Raw genomic sequence first — 20,880 nt, 5'->3', positions numbered from 1 at the left:
GGGCGTTCTACGGCCGGTTGGCGCAGGTTTGCCGCGCGGCGGGGCTTTTCTCTGCCGCCCCGCCGTCCTAGCCTGCGGCGGAAGGAGACCGCCATGCCCGACACGACCGATCCGCGCACCATCCGCCTTGCCGATTATCAGCCCTTTGCCTTTCTCTTGCCGCAGGTGGCGCTGACCTTCCGCCTTGCGCCGCAGGCCACGCGGGTGCTGGCCCGGCTGGACTTCACGCCGAACCCGGCCCGCCCGGGCCGCCACGACCTGCGCCTGCATGGTGAGGCGCTGCGGCTGATCTCGGCTGCGGTGGATGGGCGGGCGGTGGTTCCGGCACTCGACGACACCGGCCTGACCATTGCCGCCGCCGATCTTCCCGAGGGTGCCTTCACCCTTGAAACCGAAGTGGAAATCGCGCCCGAGGCGAACACCGCGCTGGAGGGGCTGTATATGTCGCGCGGCATGTATTGCACCCAATGCGAGGCCGAAGGCTTTCGCAAGATCACCTATTACCCCGACCGCCCCGATGTGATGGCGCGCTTCCGGGTGCGGATCGAGGGCGATCTGCCGGTGCTTTTGTCAAACGGCAATCCGCTGGGGCAGGGGCCGTGCTGGGCGGAATGGGATGATCCCTGGCCGAAACCGGCCTATCTCTTTGCGCTGGTGGCGGGCGATCTGGTGGCGCATCCCGACCGCTTCATCACCGCCTCGGGCCGCGAGGTGGCGCTGAACATCTGGGTGCGTCCGGGGGACGAAGACCGCTGCGCCTGGGGGATGGAGGCGCTGAAAAAGTCGATGACCTGGGATGAAGAGGTCTATGGCCGCGAATATGACTTGGATATTTTCAACATCGTGGCCGTCGATGACTTCAATATGGGCGCGATGGAAAACAAGGGGTTGAACATTTTCAACTCCAAGGCAGTTCTGGCCAATGCCGCCACCGCCACTGATGACGATTTCGCCCGGATCGAGGCGATCATCGCGCATGAGTATTTCCACAACTGGACCGGCAACCGCATCACCTGCCGCGACTGGTTCCAGCTTTGCCTGAAAGAGGGGCTGACGGTTTACCGCGATCAGCAGTTTTCGGGCGACATGCGGTCTCATGCGGTCAAGCGGATCGAGGATGTGCTCATGCTGCGCGCCCGGCAGTTCCGCGAGGATCAGGGGCCGCTGGCCCATGCGGTGCGGCCCGACAGCTTTGTCGAGATCAACAATTTCTACACCGCCACGGTTTATGAAAAGGGCGCCGAGGTGATCGGGATGCTGCGGCGGATGGTGGGGGATGATGCCTATGCACAGGCGCTGGACCTCTATTTCGCGCGGCATGACGGGCAGGCGGCGACCATCGAAGACTGGCTGACGGTGTTTGAAGATACCACGGCGCGCGACCTGTCGCAGTTCAAACGCTGGTATACCGAGGCCGGAACACCCCGGCTGAAGGTCTATGAGGCGTGGAGCCCCGGGCCGCAGGGCGGCACCTATACCCTGACGCTGGCGCAGGAAAACCCGCCCACGCCGGGGCAGCCGGAAAAGGGTGCCAAGGTTATTCCGGTGGCGGTTGGCCTGCTCAATCCCAACGGCGACGAAGTGGTGCCGACGACGGTGCTGGAACTGACCAAACCCGTGCAGAGCTTTGCCTTTGAGGGGCTGGCGGCGCGACCCATCCCTTCGATCCTGCGGGGGTTTTCGGCGCCTGTGGTGCTGGAACGCGAGGTTCCGGCGGCGGAGCGCGCCTTCCTTCTGGCGCATGACACCGACCCGTTCAACCGCTGGGAGGCGGGGCGCGCGCTGGCCAAGGATGTGCTGGCGCGGATGATCACCCAAGGGGCGGCGCCCCTGCCGGATTTCCTTGACGGTATGGCGCGGCTCGCCTTTGACGAGGGGCTTGACCCGGCCTTCCGCGCGCTGGCGCTGCGCCTGCCGGGCGAGGATGATATGGCGGCCACGCTGGCGCAATCGGGTCATGTGCCCGACCCGGCCCGCATCCGAAGCGCGCGACAGGCGCTGTCGTTGGCACTGGCGCAGGCTCTGGGGCCAAGGCTGGCGGGGCTGGAAGCGGCGATGCGGGTGGAGGGGCCGTTCTCGGCCGAAGCCGGGCCTGCGGGGCGGCGGGCGCTGCGGTTGGCGGCGCTGGCCTTGCTGACGCGGCTGGACGGCGGCGCGGCGGCGCGGGCGGCTTACGCCGCGGCGGGCAATATGACCGAGAGCTTCGGCGCGCTGGCGATCCTCTTGGAGGCGGGGCAGGGCACGGCGCAACTGGCGGATTTCGAGGCGCGCTGGAAGGGCGACCGGCTGGTGATGGACAAATGGTTCGCGGTGCAGGCGGCGATGGCCGCGCCCGAGTCGCTGCCCGCCGTGGTCGCCCGGCTGACCGCACGGCCCGATTTCGACATGAAGAACCCCAACCGTTTTCGCGCGGTGCTGGGCGGCTTTACCGGCAACCATGCCGGGTTCCACCATGAAAGCGGTGCGGGCTATGCCTTGCTGGCCGATTGGCTGATCCGGCTGGACCCGGTGAACCCGCAGACGGCGGCTCGGATGTCCACCGCCTTCGAGACCTGGCCGCGCTATGACGCCGACCGGCAGGCGATGATCCGGGCGGCCTTGCAGCGGATTCTGGCGGCACCCGGCCTCAGCCGCGATCTGTCAGAGATGGTGGGGCGGATGCTGGCCATTTAAGGAAATTGCGCCGCCGTTTCTTGCGAAACGGCGGCATTTTTGTTTCTCGCCTCTGGCCTGCGGCCAACCGGCTCGGGCAAAGAGCCTTCGGCGGGAGTATTTCGAGAAGGGCAAATGCCGGGAGTTTACTTCTGGCAATATGATTGCGCGCGGGTCCAGTCGGCGATGGCGGCGCGTTTGCCGGCGTCGCGCAGCGGCATCCAGTCGCGGCCCACGCCTTTGGTGCCGCGCCCGGCGACCACGCCGTCGCGCTCGACATGATAGGCCACCATTTCGACGGCGCATTGCAGATTGGCCGCGCCATCCTTGAGTTCGGCGGCGGTATCGGCCTCGCAGCCGTAATTGGCGGCAGAGCGGGGGGAAATCTGCATTACGCCGATATAGCGCCCGCCACCGCCCGAGGCGCGCGGGTTCCAACTGCTTTCATAGCGCGCCACGGCCGAAAGCAGGCCCGACCAGAAGGCGCGGCGTTCGCCGATCGAGGCTTTGGCATAGCCGGGGCACCAGGTGTCGATGTCTTCGGGCACGAGATCGGCCAGCGCATCATCTTCAGAGGCGACGGCGGACATGGTGCTGACCGTCCACTGATCTGCTTCGGGGCGGTGATCCCAGGCCATGGCGGGGGGCTTGCCGCCTGGCATGAAGGACATGAAATCGGGCGCGGTGGTATCGACGCAGCCGGAAACTGTCAGGGTCAGGGCCAGAAAAGCAGCGGGTTTCAGCATGGGTTCACTTGGGCAGCACCGCGCAGGAATGCACGCGGCAAGGGCGCTTTGGCCAAGAAACCGGCGTTCTGGCAAGCGCGGCGCTTTGGCTTGCGCGGATTTGGGCCGATTTCCGCCGCTTGCGGCCCTTGAGGGGGGGCTTCGCCTGCCGTAGAAGGCGAGGGCAAGCGATGGAGGCCCCGATGCTGGATCTGACCTATGAAGCGCCCAAGCCCAAGGTGATTGCCGGGGCCAAGTCCGATTGGGAACTGGTGATCGGCATGGAGATTCATGCTCAGGTCGCCTCGAATTCCAAGCTGTTCTCAGGCGCCTCGACGCAGGTCGGGGCAGAGCCGAATTCGAACGTGGCCTTCGTCGATGCCGCGATGCCGGGGATGTTGCCGGTGATCAACGAGTTTTGCGTGGCGCAGGCGGTGCGCTCGGGCCTTGGGCTGAAGGCGCAGATCAATCTGCGTTCGGCCTTCGACCGCAAGAATTATTTCTACCCCGATCTGCCGCAGGGCTATCAGATTTCGCAGCTTTACCACCCGATCGTGGGTGAGGGCGAGGTTCTGGTGGAACTGGCGCCGGGTGTCGCGCGGCTGGTGCGGATCGAGCGGATTCACCTTGAGCAGGACGCGGGCAAGTCGATCCATGACATGGACCCGACGATGTCTTTCGTCGATTTCAACCGCACCGGCGTTGCCCTGATGGAGATTGTCAGCCGCCCCGATATCCGTGGCCCGGAAGAGGCGGCGGCCTATGTCGCCAAGCTGCGGCAGATCCTGCGCTATCTGGGCACCTGCGACGGCAACATGCAGAACGGCAACCTGCGGGCGGATGTGAACGTCTCGGTCTGCCGTCCTGGCCAGTATGAGAAATATCAGGCGACGCAGGATTTCGGCCATCTCGGCACGCGCTGCGAGATCAAGAACATGAACTCGCTGCGGTTCATTCAGGCGGCGATTGATTACGAGGCGCGGCGCCAGATTGCCATTCTGGAGGATGGCGGCAAGGTGGTGCAGGAGACCCGGCTTTACGACCCGGACAAGGGCGAAACCCGGTCGATGCGCAGCAAGGAAGAGGCGCATGACTACCGCTATTTCCCCTGCCCGGACCTTCTGCCGCTGGAGATCGAGCAGGCTTGGGTGGATGACATCGCGGCCTCGATGCCGGAATTGCCGGATGCCAAGAAGGCGCGGTTCATGGGCGATTTCGGGCTGACCGATTATGATGCCAATGTGCTGACGGCCGAGCTTGAGGCGGCGGCCTTCTTTGAGGCGGTGGCGCGGGGGCGCGATGGCAAGATTGCCGCGAACTGGGTGATCAACGAGCTTTTCGGACGTTTGAACAAGGAGTCGAAGTCCATCGCGGAAAGCCCTGTTTCGGTTGGGCAATTGGGCGGGCTTCTGGACCTTCTGGCCTCGGGTGAGATCACCGGCAAGATGGGCAAGGAACTGTTCGAGATTCTCTGGACCGAAGGCGGCGATCCGGCGGAAGTTGCGGCGGCGCGGGGGATGAAGCAGGTCACCGACACCGGCGCGATTGAAAAGGCGCTGGACGATCTGATTGCCGCCAACCCGGCGCAGGTGGAAAAGGCGCGGGTCAATGCCAAGCTGGCGGGTTGGTTCACGGGCCAAGTGCTGAAGGCCACCGGGGGCAAGGCCAATCCGGCGGTGGTGAATGAGATGGTGGCGAAGAAGCTGGGGCTGTAAGCCGCCGCTTCTATCAGAAAAAAGGGCACCCTCGCGGGTGCCCTTTTGCTTTGGTGTGACCGGGGTTGATCAGTCAACGGCAAGGATATCGTCGCTGAAGGCAGGGGGCAGCGGATCGGCGGCATGGGGGGCCACCACATGCGGTTTGCCGTTCAGCGCGTCATTCAGCGCGTCGATGTCCAGCTCATTCTCCCAGCGGGCGACGACCAGCGTGGCCACCGCATTGCCGATGAAGTTGGTCAGGGCCCGCACTTCGGACATGAAGCGGTCCACACCAAGGATCAGCGCCATCCCCGCCACCGGCACCGTCGGCACCACCGACAACGTGGCGGCCAGCGTGATGAAGCCCGCGCCGGTGATGCCCGCAGCGCCCTTGGACGACAGCATCGCCACCGCGAGCAGCAGGATTTCCTGCCCCAGCGTCAGGTCGGTGTTGGTGGCCTGAGCGATGAAGAGCGCCGCCATCGTCATGTAGATATTGGTGCCATCAAGGTTGAAGCTGTAGCCCGTCGGCACCACCAGCCCCACCACCGAGCGCGAAGCCCCGGCGCGCTCCATCTTCTGGATCAGCGAGGGCAGGGCCGCTTCGGACGACGAAGTGCCCAGCACCAGCAGCAGTTCTTCCTTGAGGTAGCGGATCAGCTTGAACACCGAAAAGCCGTTGTAGCGCGCCACAGCCCCCAGCACGATCACCACGAACAGGAAGGCCGTCAGATAGAAGCAGAACACGAGGAAGGCGAGGTTGATCACCGAACCGATCCCGTATTTGCCGATGGTGAAGGCCATGGCACCGAAGGCGCCGATGGGGGCCGCCTTCATCAGGATCGCCACCAGTTTGAAGATCGGATAGGTCAGGTTCTGCATGAAGTTCAGGACCGGCTTACCATGGTCGCCGGTCATGCCCAGAGCCAGCCCGAACAGCACCGAAAAGAACAGCACTTGCAGAATGTTGCCTTCGGAGAACGCGCTGACCACCGTGTCGGGAATGATCGACATCAGAAAGCCGGTGATCGTCGTCTCATGCGCCTTGTCGGCGTATTTCGCCACCGCTTCGGCATCGAGCGTGGCCGGGTCGATGTTCATGCCGGAACCCGGCTGCACCAGGTTGGCCACCACAAGGCCCACCACCAGCGCCAGCGTCGAGAAGGTCAGGAAATAGAGCATCGCCTTGCCTGCAACACGCCCGACCTTCTTCATGTCGGACATGCCCGCAATGCCGGTGGTCACGGTCAGAAAGATCACCGGGGCGATGATCATCTTGACCAGCTTGACGAAAGCATCGCCCAGCGGTTTCAGGCTGGCGCCGAGGTCGGGGTAGAAATGACCCAGCAGGATACCCGCCGTGATGGCGGCCAGAACCTGAACGTAAAGCTGCGCGTAAAAGGGCTTGGGCCCGGTCGGGGCCGCGGTTTCGATATGCATGGTGCCTCCCTTTGGAATCACGTCTCCCGTCGCGCCGTGCGCCGGGTCTCCCTGTCTTTGGGGATAGCGCCGGGGGGCGGGGGCCGCATAGTTGTGGGTTTCCACAATAGGCCCGGCTGGGGCACGCCTAGGGGTTGCGGCGCCGAGGGGCGGTTCCGCTAGGGTTTGCGGTGTGGCAGCAATGCGCCGGGCATCGCGGATTCCCCTGTCTTCTCTTGGACTTGGCGGAGGAATCTCAGTATCTTGCGCGGGCAAAGGCGGAGAATCCCATGCAGCGTTTCGAATACAAGGTCGTCCCGGCGCCGCGTCGCGGCGAAAAGGCGCGGGGGGTCAAGACCTCGGAAGACCGCTTTGCGCTGGCACTGTCCACGCTGATGAATGCGCTAGGCCGCGAGGGGTGGGATTATGTCCGCGCCGACACCCTGCCGCTGGACGAGCGCACCGGGCTGACCGGCACCAAGACCACGTTCCAGAACATGCTGGTGTTCCGCCGTGTACTGCAAGAGGCGGCCGAAGCACCCGCCGCCAGCCCGCGCCTTGTGCTGGCTGATCCGGTTTCCGCCGCCCCGGCGCCGCGCCTTGGCCCGGCTGAAACCCCCGCCGGCCCGGCGCCGGTTCTGGGGCCTGCCAGCACCGGGCTGGCTGCCGAATAAAATCAGCCTGCCGCGCGCAGCGCCTGCGGCAGAACCCCTTCCAGGATCGCCAATGCGGGTTCGTCGCCCAGACTGATGCGGATGCAGCGGTCCAGCGGGGCCACGCCGGGCATTCGGATGAACACACCCCGCGCCACGGTTTCGCGCAGCACGGCCCGGGCGTAATCGCCATCCCGTCCGCAGTCGATCGTCACGAAATTGGTGGCCGAGGGCAGCGCGCGCAGCCCGTTGGCGGCGGCAATCCCGGTCAGCCGACTGCGGGCGGTCGCCGTCAGGGCGCGAACCCGGGCAAGATGCGCGGTGTCGGCCAGCGCCGCCAGCGCGCCCGCCTGCGCAATCCGCCCCATGCCGAAATGGTTGCGCACCTTGTCAAAGGCGCGGGCCAGTTCCGGCGCGGCAATCGCATAGCCCACCCGCGCGCCTGCCATGCCATGCGCCTTGGAGAAGGTGCGAAAGCGGATCACCCGCGGATCGTCGGGCGACAGCACCGGCGCCGTGCCTTCGGGGGCAAGATCGACATAGGCTTCGTCCAGCACCAGAAGGCTGCCCTCGGGCAGGGCCGCGACCATATCGGCAATCACCGCGCCGGAATGGGCGCTGCCCATCGGATTGTCGGGGTTGGCGAGGTAGATCAGTTTCGGCGCATGGCTGCGGGCGGCCTCCAGCAGGGCCTCCGGGTCTTCATGGTCGCCTTTGTAGGGCACGCGGACCACCTCGCCGCCAAACCCCGCGACATGGAAGGTGAAGGTCGGATAGGCGCCGAGCGAGGTGACAACCCTGTCGCCGGGGCCGACCGTCAGGCGGACGAGATAGCCCAGAAGCCCGTCAATGCCTTCGCCCACAACGATATTTTCGGGTCGGCAGCCGTGATGCGCCGCCAGCGCCTGTTTCAGGTCATGGTTTTCCGGGTCGCCATACATCCAGACATCCGCCGCCGCCTGCGCCATCGCGGCAAGCGCCTTGGGCGAGGGGCCGAACAGGCTTTCATTGGCCCCCAGCCGGGCGCGGAAGGGGCGGCCCATCGCGCGTTCCTGCGTTTCGGGGCCGACGAAGGGCACGGTTTCGGGCAGCGACAGGGCAAGCGGGGTGAGAAGCGGGCGGGTCATGCCGCGACTTTTGCCGGAAAGCGGGCCGCTGGCAAGGGGGGCGGATTTTTGAAAAAATCCGGCAAATTTCTTGCAAGAAATTTGCGTCGCGCGGGGGGAAAGGTCAGTCTTTCAGGAACCGGCGGCGGGATTCTTCGGCGATGGCCTGCCGCATTTCGATGCGGGCGAGGTCCGCCATCGCGGCCTTGCGCTCTGCCGCATCCGTCAGGCTGGCCAGATGGGCACGCTGGGCGGCGGCCTGTTTTTTGAGAGTGATTTCCTCGGGCAAAACCCCGGCCTCGGCCATGATACGAAAGCCCACGGCATCGCCCGCGCTGACAAAGGCGTCGCCGGGCCGCTCGGGCAGGGGTTTGCCTTCGCCGCTCAGGCCCTGCAGATCGCCCTTGAGGCGGGCCTTGAGGATTTGCCGTTCGGCAAGGCGGGAGAGCCAGGACATATTGCACCTCTGGTTCTGAGGTAGGCGCCTGCTGCGGAAAAGAAAAGGGGGGCCGTCTGCCCCCCTTTGCCCCCCGAGAGTATTTCGGAAGGGCAATCAGCCGATTTCGGCCAGTCGCTTGATGGCGGCGGCGAGTTTGGCGGCCTCATCCTCGCGCGCTTCGAGGTTGGCCTTGGCTTCGTCCACCACCTCTTCGGGGGCGGAGGCGGCGAAGGCGGGGTTGTTCAGCCGGCCTTTGAGCCCGCCGATTTCCTTGCCCAGTTTGTCGAGCGTTTTTTGCAGCCGGGCCTTTTCCTCGGCAATATCAATCACCCCGTCCAGTGGCAGGGCGAAGGCGGCGCCTTCGAGGGCAAGGCTGATCGCGCCCTTGGGGGCGGGGCCTTCGCTGAAGCCGTCGATCCGGGCGAGGCGGCGGATCAGCGCCTCATTCCGGGTCCATGCGGTGCGCGCTTCATCGGTCAGGCTGGTGGCCACGAGATCGAGTTTCAGGCCGACCGGCACATGCATCTGGGCGCGGGCCGAGCGGATTTCCTCGATCAGCGTGGTGACCCATGTCATCTCGCGGTCTGCCGCCGGATCGACCAGCGTGAGGCCGTAATCCGGCCAGTCGGTGAGGACCAGGAGTTTGGCACGGGTGCCGGTGGTGGACCAAAGCTCTTCGGTGATGAAGGGCATCATCGGGTGCAGCAGGATCATGCACTGGTCCAGCACCCAGGCCATGGTGGCGCGGGTTTCGGCGGCTTGCGCACCGTCGAACAGGGGTTTGGCGAATTCGACATACCAGTCGCAGACCTTGCCCCAGACGAATTTATACAGCGCATCCGCCGCCTGATCGAAGCGGAAGCCAGCGAGGGCAGCATCCACCTCGGCCAGCGCCTTGGCGGTTTCGCCGATGATCCAGCGGTTCACGGTGGCCTGCGGTTGCGGCGCGGGGCCGGTGCTGTGACCTTCCCAGACGCCGTTCATCTCGGCGAAACGGCAGGCGTTCCACAGTTTGGTGCCGAAGTTGCGGTAGCCCGCGATGCGGCTCGTATCCAGTTTCAAGACGCCGCCAAGGCTGGCCATCGCCGCATTGGCAAACCGCAGCGCGTCGGCGCCGTATTCGTTGATGATATCCAAGGGGTCGACAACGTTGCCCAGCGATTTGGACATCTTCTTGCCCTTGGCGTCGCGGACGAGGCCGTGCAGATAGACGGTGTGGAACGGAATGTCGTTCACCACGGCAAGCTGCATCATCATCATCCGGGCGACCCAGAAGAAGAGGATATCCTGCCCGGTGACGAGGACTGAGGTGGGGAAATACTTTTGCAGTTCAGGGGTTTTCTCAGGCCAGCCGAGGGTGCCGATGGGCCAGAGGCCAGAGGAGAACCAGGTGTCGAGGACGTCGGGGTCGCGGAACAATGGAACGACATCGCTATTGCCATTCACGATTTCTGCAATGCGCGCCATCCAAGCGTTTTCGTCTGCGACTTCTTCAAACCGCACGCCATACTTGGCCTTAGCGATGCCAACCGCCTCGGCAGCATTTGGCGCGCAAATGATGGCCCGCTTCTGAAAGCTAATGGCGCCATTGGCCGTGACCGTGGGAGCATACCACACCGGAATCTGATGCCCCCACCACAATTGCCGCGAGATGCACCACGGCTCGATATTCTCCAGCCAGTGGTAATAGGTCTTCTCGCCCGAGGGCGGCATGATCTTGGTGCGGCCCGAGCGGACGGCGTCCAGCGCGGGTTCGACGATCTTGGCGGTATCGACGAACCACTGGTCGGTCAGCATCGGCTCGATCACCACTTTGGAGCGGTCGCCGAAGGGTTGCATGATCGGTTTGGCCTCGACGAAGGGGACGTTCTTCCAGTCTTCGGCATTGGTCTCGGGGTCGATAGTCACGACCTTTGTCACCACGGCAAGGCCCATGGCGTTGATATCGGCCACCACCTGCGTGCGGGCCTCGAACCTGTCCAGCCCGCGGTATTTCGTTGGCACGAGGTTCAGGCTGTCCACCTCATTCTCATCAGTGGGGGAGCCTGCGGCGATTTCGCGGGCGCGTTTCACGGCGTCGTCATAAGGGGCTCCATCGGCGCGCATCTGGCCGCGCGTGTCCATCAGCCGGTAGCAGGGCAGGTTGTGGCGCTTGGCGACCTGATAGTCGTTGAAGTCATGCGCGCCGGTGATCTTGACCGCGCCCGAGCCGAAAGTGGGGTCGGGGTATTCATCGGTGATGATCGGAATCAGGCGGTCACAGAGCGGCAGGTGGACCATCTTGCCGACGATGGGGGCATAGCGGCTGTCCGAGGGATGCACCGCCACGGCGCCGTCGCCCAGCATGGTTTCGGGCCGGGTGGTGGCGATGGAGATGTAATCCCGCACCTCGCGCAGGGTCACGTTGCCTTCGGCGTCTTTCTCAATATATTCATAGGTTTCTCCGCCCGCGAGCCGGTATTTGAAGTGCCACATATGGCCCTTCACTTCCAGATTCTCGACTTCAAGGTCGGAAATCGCGGTCTCAAAATGCGGATCCCAGTTCACCAGCCGCTTGCCGCGATAGATCAGGCCCTTGTTGTAGAGATCGACGAAGACCTTGATCACCGCGTCGTGGAAGTTGCCTTCCTCGCCCGCAGGCGCACCGGGGGCGCCGGACATGGTGAACGCCTCACGCTCCCAGTCGCAGGAGGCGCCGAGCCGTTCCAACTGGCTGCGGATATTGCCGCGCGACTTGCGTTTCTGCTCCCAGACCCGGGCGAGGAACTTTTCGCGGCCCATCTCGCGGCGGGTGGGTTCCTGATGCAGGGCCATTTCGCGTTCAGTCACCATCTGGGTGGCGATGCCGGCATGGTCGGTGCCGGGCTGCCAGAGAGTGTCATCGCCCTGCATCCGGTGCCAGCGCGTCAGGATGTCCTGCAAGGTGTTGTTGAAGGCATGGCCCATGTGCAGGCTGCCGGTGACATTCGGCGGTGGGATCATGATGGAAAAGGCCGGGTGGCCCGGCTTGGCATTGGCCCCGGCGCGGAAGGCGCGGGCCTCGGTCCAGCGGGCCGAAATGCGGGCTTCGGCTTCGGCGGCGTTGAAGGTTTTTTCCATCGGCATGACGCGGTTCCCTTGCAGTTGCGCCTCCCTTACCCAAATGCGGCGCCAAGGCCAAGCGCCGGATAAAGGCGCCTCCGGCGGGAGTATTTGAAGAAGGGCAAATGGCAGGGGAGTTGAGGGGCGGCCAAGGGCGCGGTATCGGAGGCGCAGAGAAGGAGACCACGATGACGCCCGAAGCCGTGCAAGCCCTGTTCACCCGCAAGGACGGGTCTTACCTTTTTGCGCGCTGGGGGCGGCCGATTGTGCCGGTGGTCTTTGGTGTGGAAGAGGCGACGCTGGCGGTGGTCAAGGGCGCCATCGAGGCGGTGGTGACGCTGGCCGGGCACAAGATGGCCGAGACCGACCCCGAACTGGGGGCCAATCTGATGGTGTTCTTCTTCCGCGATTGGGCCGAACTGCCGCAGGTGCCGAATCTTGACCGGCTGCTGCCCGATCTGGGTCCGCTCTGTGACCGGCTGGCGGCGGCAGGGGCGAACCAGTATCGCGCCTTCCGCTTTGATGCCGATGGCGCGATCAAGGCGGCTTTCGCCTTTGTGCGGATGGATGCGGCACTTGAGGCGCTGCCTGCCGACGTGCTGGCGCTGAACGAGGCGGCGCAGGTGATTGTGCTGTGGGGGGAGGGTGCCTTTGCCGAAGCCTCACCCTTGGCGCAGGTCGAGGGCGGGGTGATCCTGCGGCCCGACATCGCCGGGGTGATCCGGGCAGGATACGACCGGGTGATGCCTGCGGTGGCGCGCGATCCGTCGCATGGCTTGCGGCTGGCGGCGCGGCTGTGAAAGAGGCGGACCTTTCCGCCCCGGTGAAAGCCTTTCTTGAGGCGCAGGGCTATGAGGTCAAGGCCGAGATCGGCGCCTGCGACCTGATGGCGGTGCGGGGGGACGAGCCGCCGGTGGTGGTGGAGCTGAAGCTGAGTTTCTCGCTGGCGCTGGTGATGCAGGGGGTGGCGCGGCAGGCTTTGTTCGATGCGGTCTATCTGGCGGTGCCGCTGGGGCCGAAGGGCTGGGCGCTGCGGTATAAGGACATTCTGGCGCTCTGCCGGCGGTTGGGGCTGGGCCTCTTGGCGGTGCGGGGGCAGGAGGTTGAGGCGCATCTGGACCCCGGCCCCTATCAGCCGCGCCGCAATACGGTGCGTGCTGGGCGGCTGTTGCGGGAGTTTTCGCGGCGGGTGGGCGATCCGAACACCGGCGGCACCAGGGGGATCAGGCGGGTCACCGCCTATCGGCAGGATGCGTTGCGCTGTCTGGCGGTGCTGGCGCCGGGGCCGATGAAGGCGGCATCGGTGGCTGCGGCAGCCGGGGTGGCGCGGGCGGCGGTGCTGATGCGCGACGACCATTATGGCTGGTTCGAGCGTGAGGCGCGCGGCATCTATCGCCTGACGCCGCAGGGGCGGGCGGCCTTGCGGGGCGAGGCGGCAGAATTGGCGCGGCTTGGCCTTACGGCGCCGACAGCGGAATGACCGAGATCGACATCTTGCCCGACCCTTCGGTCAGTTCCGAGGCATGGGCGAGGTAGATCAGCGCGTTGTTCTTGCTATCGACGATCCGTGTCACCTTCAGCGATTTCAGGATCAGCGACTGACGTTCGGAAAACACCGTTTCGCCCTTGGCGGCGGTCGAAACCCCCTTGCCCAGCACGATCGGCCCGCTCTGCACGCAATCCACCGCAGAATAGGAGGGGTCTTCGAACCAGTTGCCCTGCGACAGCCGATCATAGACCGAGCGGTCGAAATAGGCGATGTGGCAGGTCACGCCCTGCACCTCGGGGTCGGCGAACGCTTCGACGACGATGTCATTGCCGACCCAATCGACGCCGACGCGGCCGACCTCATCGGCATGGGCGGCGGCGGTCAGAAGGCAAAGGGCGGTCAGGGTGCGCAGCATGGTCGGTCTCCGGTTGCACGCCGCATGTCGGCATCGCGCGGCCCGGCTGCAAGGGGCGGCTGGACCTTTGCCCCGGGCTGCGCCAGCATCGGCGGCATTCAGCCGGAGCGACCATGACCCACCGCCATGCCTTGCGCGTCTATTATGAGGATACCGACCTTGCCGGCATCGTCTATTATGCCAACTATCTGAAATTCATCGAACGCGGGCGCAGCGAATGGGTGCGGGCGCGCGGCGTGGATCAGGGGCGGCTCAAGGCGGAAACCGGCATCGTCTTTGCCGTGCGCCGGGTCGAGGCGGATTATCTGCGGCCAGCAAGGTTCGATGACGAACTGGTGGTGACGACCGAGTTGCGCGACCTTGGCGGCGCGCGGATTTCGCTCTGGCAAGAGGTGCTGCGCGGCGACGAGCGGTTGTTTACCGCCGCCGTCACGCTGGTCTGTCTGGGGCCGGAGGGCGCCGCGACCCGCCTGCCTGCACAGGTGCGCGCCGCGCTGGGCTGAGGTGCCCACCCTCTGCGACGCCCGGTTTCGCGGCGGCATCCCGCCCCGATTGCGGCCCGCTGACGGCATTGTGTTGGCAATCCGCTTCAAATCCGGGTAGAATCAGACGTAACAGGGGCCGCAGAGCCCCGGAAACAAGAGCAGGCGTAATGGAAACGGAAGCCCTCGGTATGGCGCAGGAGATTGATTTCTCGCTGCTGGCCCTCTTCGCTCGCGCGACATTCACGGTCAAACTCGTGATGCTCGGGCTTATGGTGATGTCGTTCTGGTCTTGGGCGATCATCGTGCGTAAGCATCTGATGTTCCGCGCGGCACGGTCCGAGGCGGCGGTGTTCGATGCCGCCTTCTGGTCGGGCGAACCGCTGGACGAGCTTTACGAGCGAATCGGGGCGGAACCGCAGGGATCGTCGGAAAAGATCTTTGCCGCCGGGATGCTGGAGTGGCGTCGCAGCCACCGGCAGGACGGCGGGCTCATCGCCGGGGCGCAGGCGCGGATTGACCGGGCCATGAATGTGGCCATCGCCCGCGAAAGCGAAGTTCTGAACAAGGGGCTGTCCTTCCTGGCGACCGTCGGTTCGACCGCGCCCTTCATCGGGCTTTTCGGCACGATCTGGGGCGTGAAGCACAGCTTTGAACAAATCGCCATCAGCCAGAACACCAACCTTGCCACCGTGGCCCCGGGCATTGCCGAGGCGCTGCTTGCAACCGGTATCGGCCTGATCGCCGCTATTCCTGCGGTGGTGTTCTACAACAAGCTGAACGCCGACAGCGAGCGCATCCTTGGCGGCTACGAAGCCTTTGCCGACGAATTCGCCACCATCCTGTCGCGCCAGTTGGACGCCTGAGCCATGGGCGCCGGGGTGATGAAAAAGGGTGGTGGAGGCGGGCGCCGCGTGCGGCGTCGCGGCACCTCTGCCGCGATGAGCGAGATCAACGTCACGCCCTTCGTGGACGTGATGCTGGTGCTGCTGATCATCTTCATGGTGGCGGCACCCATGCTGACGGTGGGCGTGCCGATCAAGCTGCCCGACACCGCCGCCACCGCCCTGCCGAATGAGGATGAAGAGCCGCTGGCCATCACCATCACCGCCGACGGGCTGCTCCTGATCCAGAACACCGAGGTTTCGGACGAGGAATTGTTGCCCAAGCTCAAGGCCATCGCGGCCGAGCGGACCAGCGACAAGATTTTCCTGCGGGCCGACGGGGCGTTGGCCTATGAGCGGGTGGCGCAGGTGATGGGCGCGCTGAATGCGGGGGGATTCAACAACATCGGTCTGGTGACCGATGCGGGCGGCCCGACCATGGGCGGCGGCAACTAGGGCCCGGCGATGGAATGGGACAAGGGCACAACGGCTTCGGCCATCGGTCACGCGGGGCTGATCCTGTGGATCGCCTTGGGCGACTGGCTGTTTGCGCCCTCTGACGCGCCCGAATTGCAGGTGGCCGAGGTGTCGATCATCTCGTCGGCAGAGTTTGACGCGCTGGTCGCTTCGGCGCCCAAGGCGGACAAGCCTGCGCCCGAACCCACGCCCGCGCCGCAGCCCACGCCCGAACCGCCGCAGGTCACAGCGCCCGAGCCGGTGCAGCCCGACCTGCCGCCGCCCGCACCGCAACCCGAACCGGCGCCGCCTGCGCCTGCCGATCCGGCCTTGCCGGTGTCGCCGAACCCGCAGCCGGTTGAGGCTCCGCCTCCCGTCGCCCCGATTGCAGATGAAGCGCAGCCGGTGCCGGTGCCGAACCTGAACGTGCGGCCCAAGCCCCGCCCGATTGACCGCGTGGCGCCTGTGCCGGTGGATGTCGCCACCGACGCGCCCGAACTGGCCGATACGCCGACGCCGGAAACCACCGATCAGCCCGCCCCCGAGGCGCCGGTGGTCGAACAGCCGCAGGAAGAAGCCTCGCCGCAGGAGGCGACGACGCAGATCGTGACCGAAGCGGTCGAGACCGAAGAGCAGGCGCCGCAACTGGCGCCTACCTCGTCGCGCCGCCCGCAGTCGCGCCCCGAGCGCGTGGCCGAAGCGCCCGCCGAGGAGACCCCGGCCACGACGCCCGCGACCGAGGCGCCTGCCGAGCCAGCGCAGGACACCAGCGACGCCGAGGCCGATGCCATCGCCGCAGCGCTGGCCGAAGCCACGGCAGAACCGGCGGGCGGGCAAGACCTGCCCGAAGGCCCGCCGATGACCGCAGGCGACATCGACGCGATGCGCGTGGCGGTCAAGCAATGCTGGAACGTCGGGGCCGTCTCGTCCGAAGCGATGAACACCGTGGTCACCGTCTCGGTCGATCTGGCGGAAAACGGCGTGCCCGATGCCGGGTCAATCCAGATGACCGGCTTTTCCGGCGGCTCCGAAGCGGCGGCGCGTTCGATGTATGAACTGGCGCGGCGGGCGATCCTGCGCTGCGGCAAGAACGGCTTCCCCCTGCCGCCCGAGAAATATGCCCAATGGAAAGAGCTGGAACTGGTGTTCGACCCCAACGGGATGCGCCTGCGATGAGCGCCCGGCCCCGATACGCGCCGGACGGGGAAATTTGCCCGCACCGGCCCCGCGACCTGCGGCCCCGGCAGCCCTATTCTGCCCCCGCCGCCCCGAAACGACCCACCGACCGGATTGCATGAGGACCGCATGACGTTTCTGAAACACCTTCCCACCGCGCTGGCCCTCGCGCTGGCCTGCCTTGCCGCAGCCGCTCCGGCCCATGCCGAACGCCTGCGCATTGTTATTGATGAGGGCGTGATCGAGCCGATGCCCTTTGCCATTCCCGATTTCATCGACGAGGGCGGGGCCGGCGATTATGCCCGCAACATCGCCCGCGTCGTGGCCTCGGACCTTGCTGGAACCGGGCTTTTCCGCGAGATTCCGGCCGATGCCCATATCAGCCGCGTCACCGCCTTTGACGCGCCGGTGGCCTATGGCGACTGGCAGGCGATCAACGCGCAGGCGCTGATCACCGGGGCGGTGCAGGCCAGCGGCGACCGGATCGTCGTCAAGTTCTATCTGTTCGACGTGTTCTCGGGCCAGCCTCTGGGCGAGGGTCTGCAATTTGCCGGCACCCCCGGCACCTGGCGGCGGATGGCGCATAAGGTGGCCGATGCCGTCTACAGCCGGATCACCGGCGAGGGCGGTTATTTCGACAGCCGTGTGGTCTATGTCGCCGAAAGCGGGCCTAAGAACCAGCGGCAGAAGCGGTTGGCGGTGATGGATTACGATGGCGCCAATGTGCAATATCTGACCGACAGCTCGTCGATCGTGCTGGCGCCGCGCTTTTCGCCCACGGGTGACCGCATCCTGTTCACCTCTTACGCATCGGGCTTTCCGCAGATTTATCTGATGGATGTCGGCAATCTGGCCACCCGCAGCCTTGGCGAGCAGCCCGGCACCATGACCTTCGCCCCGCGCTTTTCGCCCGATGGCGGGACGGTTGTGTTCAGCCTTGAGCGTGGCGGCAATTCGGACATCTATGCGCTGGACATCGGCGGCGGCAACCTGCGGCAACTGACCAATGCGCCCTCGATCGAAACGGCGCCTTCGTTCAGCCCGGACGGCAGCCAGATCGTGTTCGAAAGCGACCGCTCGGGCAACCAGCAGCTTTATGTGATGAGCGCGGGCGGCGGCGAGGCGCGGCGGATTTCCGGCGGCAAGGGGCGTTACGGCACCCCGGTCTGGAGTCCGCGCGGCGACATGATCGCCTTTACCAAGCAGAACGAGGGCCGCTTCCATATCGGCGTCATGCGCACCGATGGCAGCGAAGAGCGTCTGCTGACCGCCAGCTTCCTCGACGAAGGACCGACCTGGGCGCCGAATGGCCGGGTGATCATGTTCACCCGCGAAAGTGCCGGTGCGGGCGGCGCGGCAAGCCTGTTCTCGGTGGACATCACCGGGCGCAACCTGCGCCAGATCACCACCGAAGGCGCTGCCTCCGACCCCGCCTGGTCGCCGCTTCTGCCCTGATCCCCGTCGGCCCCTTTGCCAGGTGCAAAGGGGCCGCAGCCCCGATTCCCATCCGGGTGCCGATCTGCTATCCTGACCCGTATCGAGCCCCAAAAAGACCTCATAAGGACGCCCCACCATGACCCTTCTGCCCAAAGCCCTCCTTCTTGTCGCGGCCCTTGGCCTGGCTGCCTGCAACAATCCTGACCGTTACGGCGCCGGTGGTCCCGGCGGTGCGGGCGGGCAGGGTGGCATGGGGGGCATCGACTCCTCGGGGCTGGGCGATCCGTCGAACCCCAATTCGATTGCCTATTTCAACCAGACCGTGGGCGACCGCGTGCTGTTCGCGGTGGACCAGTCCACCCTTTCGGGCGAGGCGCGCGGCGTGCTGGCCGGGCAGGCGGCCTGGCTGCAATCGCATCCCGATTACGCCATCATCATCGAAGGCCATGCCGACGAACAGGGCACCCGCGAATACAACCTTGCCCTTGGGGCGCGCCGTGCCGCCGCGGTGCAGGATTACCTGATCTCGCAAGGCATCGCCCCCAGCCGGATGAAGACCATCTCTTATGGCAAGGAACGTCCGCTGGAAGTCTGCTCGGAAGAAGCCTGCTATGCCAAGAACCGCCGCGCGGTGACCGTGCTGTCGATGGGCGCGGGGGCCTGAGGCGATGCGTTTTGCTGCCCTGTGCCTGATGCTTCTGGCCTTTCCTGCGGCCGCGCAGGACAAGGCGCAGACGCTGGCCGATATCAAGGCGGAACTCGGCCAGTTGATGGCCGAGTTCAACAGCCTCAAGGCCGAGCTGGTTTCCTCTGGCGCGGCTTCGACCGGGATTGCGGGCGGTGACGCGCTGCAACGGATGGACGCCATCGAGGCCGAGCTGATGCGGCTGACCTCGAAGGCCGAAGAGATCGAGCTGAAGCTGAACCGGGTGGTGGCCGATGGCACCAACCGGCTGGGCGATCTTGAATTCCGGCTTTGCGAGGCGACCGAAGGCTGCGACATCAACAGCCTGCCCGATACCGCGCCCTTGGGCGGCGATGTCGCGGCAGCCCCGGCGGCGCCTGCCGCCCAACCGGCGGCCCCGGCGGCCGGCAGCAGCAGCGGGCCGGAACTGGCCATGGGGGAACAAGCCGACTTTGACCGGGCCAAGGAGGTGCTCGGTCAGGGTGACTTTCGAACCGCCGCGGACCTCTTTGCGACCTTTGCCCAGGCCTATCCGGGCGGCCCCCTGACGCAGGAAGCGCAATATCAGCGGGGCGAGGCGCTGAACCAGCTTGGCGACACCGCCGAGGCGGCGCGCGCCTATCTCGACGCCTTTTCAGGCAAGCCGGACGGCAGTTTTGCCGCCGACAGCCTGCTGCGGCTGGGGCAGGCGCTGGGCACGCTGGGGCAGGTGCCTGATGCCTGCCTCACGCTGGCCGAGGTGGGCAACCGCTTCCCCGGTTCGATTCAGGCGACCAATGCGCAGGTCTCGATGCAGGGGCTTGCCTGCCCGTGAGCGATTTGGGCCCCGATGCGGCGCTGCTGCGTTCGGCCCGCCTTGCCTTTGAAAACGACCCGCCCGCCCGGATCGGCCTTGCCGTTTCGGGCGGTGGCGATTCCATGGCGGCGCTGCATCTGATGGTGCAGGTCTTTGGTCCGTCGCTTTGTGCTGTGACCGTGGATCACCAACTGCGCCCCGAAGCGGCGGAAGAGGCGCGGTTTGTCGCCGGGGTTTGCGCCGGGCTGGGCGTGCCGCATCAGGTGCTGGTCTGGGACCATGGCACCATTCCCGGCAATTTGCAGGATCAGGCCCGCCGCGCCCGCTATGGGCTGATGCAGGACTGGGCGGCGGGGCAGGGCATCGGCGCCATGGTGCTGGCCCATACCGCCGATGATCAGGCGGAAACCCTGCTGATGGGCCTTGCGCGCGGCGCCGGGATTGACGGGCTGGCCGGGATGCGGCCCCGGTGGCAGGCGGGGGGGCTGTGCTGGCTGCGGCCCTTTCTGTCCCACACCCGGCAGGAACTGCGCCACTATCTCCTGCGGCACGGGCAGGACTGGCGTGACGACCCCTCGAACGAGGATGACCGCTTTACCCGCGTCAAGGCCCGCCGCGCGCTGAGGGCGCTGGCGCCCTTGGGGGTGACGGCGGGGCGGCTGGCGGCAGTCGCGGGCCATCTGGCACAGGCGCAACACGCGCTGGACTGTGCGGTGGACGCGGCCATAGCAGCGCATGGGCATCAGGTGGCGGGCGCCATCGCGTTCGACCGGGCCGCAATCATGGCGCTGCCGGCCGAAGTGGTGCGGCGCCTGCTGGTCGCTGTCTTGCGCGGGAACGGCGGCGCGGGCCACCCGCCGCGCGGGGGCGATCTTGACCGATTGCAGGTGGCCATCCGTCAGGGCAGGGCGGCGACGCTGGCAGGCTGTCGCCTGCTGCACAAAGGCCCCCGGCTCTGGCTCTGCCGCGAGGGGCGGGCGGTGGCGGGGCTGGCCAGTCCGAGCGATGCCCTCTGGGACAGGCGCTGGCGCCTGAACGGCCCGCATCGCCCCGGCCTTGAAATCCGCGCGCTGGGGGCGGCGGGGCTGGCGCTTTGCCCGGACTGGCGCGGGCTGAACCTGCCGCGTCCGGTGCTGTTGAGCAGCCCGGCCATCTGGGATCAGGGGCGGCTGATCGCCGCGCCCCTGGCGGGAAAAGCCAATGGCTGGCAGGCGATTTGCCCGGCTGTGACCGCCTCGTGCAACATCGCGCATTGAAGCTTCCCAAGTTATCTCTATCTTAAGGCGCA

At 66.0% G+C, this 20,880-nt stretch carries 19 protein-coding genes; 13 read left to right on the top strand and 6 right to left on the bottom strand.

What is annotated here, in order from left to right; genetic code table 11:
• Positions 1 to 93 precede the first annotated feature (93 nt).
• A complete protein-coding gene (pepN, locus tag HS053_RS05725; protein WP_174210255.1) occupies positions 94 to 2,673 on the top strand; it encodes an aminopeptidase N in 2,580 nt (859 codons plus the stop codon).
• Between the two features lie 125 nt (positions 2,674 to 2,798).
• On the opposite strand, the gene HS053_RS05720 is transcribed toward pepN, so the two are convergent.
• Positions 2,799 to 3,398, bottom strand: a complete 600-nt coding sequence (locus tag HS053_RS05720; RefSeq protein ID WP_174210254.1) for a transglycosylase SLT domain-containing protein — start codon at positions 3,396 to 3,398, stop codon at positions 2,799 to 2,801.
• Between the two features lie 182 nt (positions 3,399 to 3,580).
• On the opposite strand from HS053_RS05720, the gene gatB reads away from it, so the two are divergent.
• Positions 3,581 to 5,092 carry an Asp-tRNA(Asn)/Glu-tRNA(Gln) amidotransferase subunit GatB gene (gene gatB, locus HS053_RS05715; RefSeq protein WP_174210253.1) on the top strand — a complete coding sequence of 504 codons (1,512 nt, stop codon included), beginning with the start codon at positions 3,581 to 3,583 and terminating at the stop codon, positions 5,090 to 5,092.
• A gap of 69 nt (positions 5,093 to 5,161) precedes the next feature.
• On the opposite strand, the gene HS053_RS05710 is transcribed toward gatB, so the two are convergent.
• Complete coding sequence (locus tag HS053_RS05710; RefSeq protein WP_174210252.1) at positions 5,162 to 6,514, bottom strand: dicarboxylate/amino acid:cation symporter; 1,353 nt, start codon at positions 6,512 to 6,514, stop codon at positions 5,162 to 5,164.
• A 269-nt stretch (positions 6,515 to 6,783) separates the two neighbouring features.
• Here HS053_RS05710 and HS053_RS05705 point away from each other — a divergent pair, with 269 nt between their 5' ends.
• A complete protein-coding gene (locus HS053_RS05705) occupies positions 6,784 to 7,167 on the top strand; it encodes a DUF4177 domain-containing protein (RefSeq protein WP_174210251.1) in 384 nt (127 codons plus the stop codon).
• A gap of 2 nt (positions 7,168 to 7,169) precedes the next feature.
• Here the strand turns inward: HS053_RS05705 and HS053_RS05700 are convergent, their stop codons facing one another.
• From HS053_RS05700 to HS053_RS05690, 3 genes are all read right to left on the bottom strand, one after another.
• The gene (locus tag HS053_RS05700; RefSeq protein ID WP_174210250.1) at positions 7,170 to 8,273 is read right to left on the bottom strand and encodes a pyridoxal phosphate-dependent aminotransferase; all 1,104 of its coding nucleotides are present in this window, start codon (positions 8,271 to 8,273) and stop codon (positions 7,170 to 7,172) included.
• A 103-nt stretch (positions 8,274 to 8,376) separates the two neighbouring features.
• On the bottom strand, positions 8,377 to 8,709 hold the full coding sequence (locus HS053_RS05695; RefSeq protein ID WP_174210249.1) for a DnaJ family domain-containing protein: 333 nt from the start codon (positions 8,707 to 8,709) through the stop codon (positions 8,377 to 8,379).
• 96 nt (positions 8,710 to 8,805) lie between these two features.
• Positions 8,806 to 11,796 (bottom strand): valine--tRNA ligase, encoded by a 2,991-nt coding sequence (locus tag HS053_RS05690; RefSeq protein ID WP_174210248.1) that lies wholly within the window; start codon positions 11,794 to 11,796, stop codon positions 8,806 to 8,808.
• A gap of 164 nt (positions 11,797 to 11,960) precedes the next feature.
• Between HS053_RS05690 and HS053_RS05685 the strand changes: the two genes are divergently transcribed.
• Positions 11,961 to 12,572, top strand: a complete 612-nt coding sequence (locus HS053_RS05685) for a hypothetical protein (RefSeq protein WP_174210247.1) — start codon at positions 11,961 to 11,963, stop codon at positions 12,570 to 12,572.
• Positions 12,573 to 12,595: 23 nt separating this feature from the next.
• Entirely contained in the window at positions 12,596 to 13,252 is a 657-nt protein-coding gene (locus HS053_RS05680; RefSeq protein WP_347233298.1) for a DUF2161 family putative PD-(D/E)XK-type phosphodiesterase, read from the top strand.
• Here the strand turns inward: HS053_RS05680 and HS053_RS05675 are convergent.
• Entirely contained in the window at positions 13,230 to 13,676 is a 447-nt protein-coding gene (locus tag HS053_RS05675; protein ID WP_174210246.1) for a CreA family protein, read from the bottom strand. The two genes, HS053_RS05680 and HS053_RS05675, sit on opposite strands and share 23 nt — an antisense overlap.
• A gap of 113 nt (positions 13,677 to 13,789) precedes the next feature.
• Here HS053_RS05675 and ybgC point away from each other — a divergent pair, with 113 nt between their 5' ends.
• The 8 genes from ybgC (at position 13,790) to tilS (ending at position 20,848) form a co-directional block, all read left to right on the top strand.
• Entirely contained in the window at positions 13,790 to 14,179 is a 390-nt protein-coding gene (gene ybgC / locus HS053_RS05670; RefSeq protein ID WP_174210245.1) for a tol-pal system-associated acyl-CoA thioesterase, read from the top strand.
• Positions 14,180 to 14,328: 149 nt separating this feature from the next.
• Entirely contained in the window at positions 14,329 to 15,024 is a 696-nt protein-coding gene (gene tolQ, locus HS053_RS05665) for a protein TolQ (protein ID WP_174210244.1), read from the top strand.
• Positions 15,025 to 15,027: 3 nt separating this feature from the next.
• Complete coding sequence (tolR, locus tag HS053_RS05660) at positions 15,028 to 15,498, top strand: protein TolR (protein WP_174210243.1); 471 nt, start codon at positions 15,028 to 15,030, stop codon at positions 15,496 to 15,498.
• Positions 15,499 to 15,507: 9 nt separating this feature from the next.
• Entirely contained in the window at positions 15,508 to 16,674 is a 1,167-nt protein-coding gene (locus HS053_RS05655) for a cell envelope biogenesis protein TolA (RefSeq protein WP_174210242.1), read from the top strand.
• Between the two features lie 129 nt (positions 16,675 to 16,803).
• Complete coding sequence (tolB, locus tag HS053_RS05650; protein ID WP_174210241.1) at positions 16,804 to 18,129, top strand: Tol-Pal system beta propeller repeat protein TolB; 1,326 nt, start codon at positions 16,804 to 16,806, stop codon at positions 18,127 to 18,129.
• A gap of 118 nt (positions 18,130 to 18,247) precedes the next feature.
• Positions 18,248 to 18,775, top strand: coding sequence for a peptidoglycan-associated lipoprotein Pal (gene pal / locus HS053_RS05645; RefSeq protein WP_174210240.1), 528 nt, complete (start codon positions 18,248 to 18,250; stop codon positions 18,773 to 18,775).
• A gap of 4 nt (positions 18,776 to 18,779) precedes the next feature.
• On the top strand, positions 18,780 to 19,610 hold the full coding sequence (gene ybgF / locus HS053_RS05640) for a tol-pal system protein YbgF (protein ID WP_174210239.1): 831 nt from the start codon (positions 18,780 to 18,782) through the stop codon (positions 19,608 to 19,610).
• Positions 19,607 to 20,848, top strand: a complete 1,242-nt coding sequence (gene tilS, locus HS053_RS05635) for a tRNA lysidine(34) synthetase TilS (protein ID WP_347233297.1) — start codon at positions 19,607 to 19,609, stop codon at positions 20,846 to 20,848. Before ybgF ends, tilS begins: the two co-directional genes overlap by 4 nt.
• Positions 20,849 to 20,880 lie beyond the last annotated feature (32 nt).

The sequence above is a fragment of the Tabrizicola fusiformis genome (genome assembly GCF_013328815.1).
Taxonomy (GTDB): Bacteria; Pseudomonadota; Alphaproteobacteria; order Rhodobacterales; family Rhodobacteraceae; genus Fuscibacter.
This window is presented reverse-complemented; position numbering and strand designations above follow the sequence as displayed.

Coding starts and splice junctions, on each gene's coding strand:
- pepN (WP_174210255.1), top strand. CDS start 94: ATGCCCGACACGACCGATCCGCGCACCATCCGCCTTGCCGATTATCAG.
- HS053_RS05720 (WP_174210254.1), bottom strand. CDS start 3,398: ATGCTGAAACCCGCTGCTTTTCTGGCCCTGACCCTGACAGTTTCCGGC.
- gatB (WP_174210253.1), top strand. CDS start 3,581: ATGCTGGATCTGACCTATGAAGCGCCCAAGCCCAAGGTGATTGCCGGG.
- HS053_RS05710 (WP_174210252.1), bottom strand. CDS start 6,514: ATGCATATCGAAACCGCGGCCCCGACCGGGCCCAAGCCCTTTTACGCG.
- HS053_RS05705 (WP_174210251.1), top strand. CDS start 6,784: ATGCAGCGTTTCGAATACAAGGTCGTCCCGGCGCCGCGTCGCGGCGAA.
- HS053_RS05700 (WP_174210250.1), bottom strand. CDS start 8,273: ATGACCCGCCCGCTTCTCACCCCGCTTGCCCTGTCGCTGCCCGAAACC.
- HS053_RS05695 (WP_174210249.1), bottom strand. CDS start 8,709: ATGTCCTGGCTCTCCCGCCTTGCCGAACGGCAAATCCTCAAGGCCCGC.
- HS053_RS05690 (WP_174210248.1), bottom strand. CDS start 11,796: ATGCCGATGGAAAAAACCTTCAACGCCGCCGAAGCCGAAGCCCGCATT.
- HS053_RS05685 (WP_174210247.1), top strand. CDS start 11,961: ATGACGCCCGAAGCCGTGCAAGCCCTGTTCACCCGCAAGGACGGGTCT.
- HS053_RS05675 (WP_174210246.1), bottom strand. CDS start 13,676: ATGCTGCGCACCCTGACCGCCCTTTGCCTTCTGACCGCCGCCGCCCAT.
- ybgC (WP_174210245.1), top strand. CDS start 13,790: ATGACCCACCGCCATGCCTTGCGCGTCTATTATGAGGATACCGACCTT.
- tolQ (WP_174210244.1), top strand. CDS start 14,329: ATGGAAACGGAAGCCCTCGGTATGGCGCAGGAGATTGATTTCTCGCTG.
- tolR (WP_174210243.1), top strand. CDS start 15,028: ATGGGCGCCGGGGTGATGAAAAAGGGTGGTGGAGGCGGGCGCCGCGTG.
- HS053_RS05655 (WP_174210242.1), top strand. CDS start 15,508: ATGGAATGGGACAAGGGCACAACGGCTTCGGCCATCGGTCACGCGGGG.
- tolB (WP_174210241.1), top strand. CDS start 16,804: ATGACGTTTCTGAAACACCTTCCCACCGCGCTGGCCCTCGCGCTGGCC.
- pal (WP_174210240.1), top strand. CDS start 18,248: ATGACCCTTCTGCCCAAAGCCCTCCTTCTTGTCGCGGCCCTTGGCCTG.
- ybgF (WP_174210239.1), top strand. CDS start 18,780: ATGCGTTTTGCTGCCCTGTGCCTGATGCTTCTGGCCTTTCCTGCGGCC.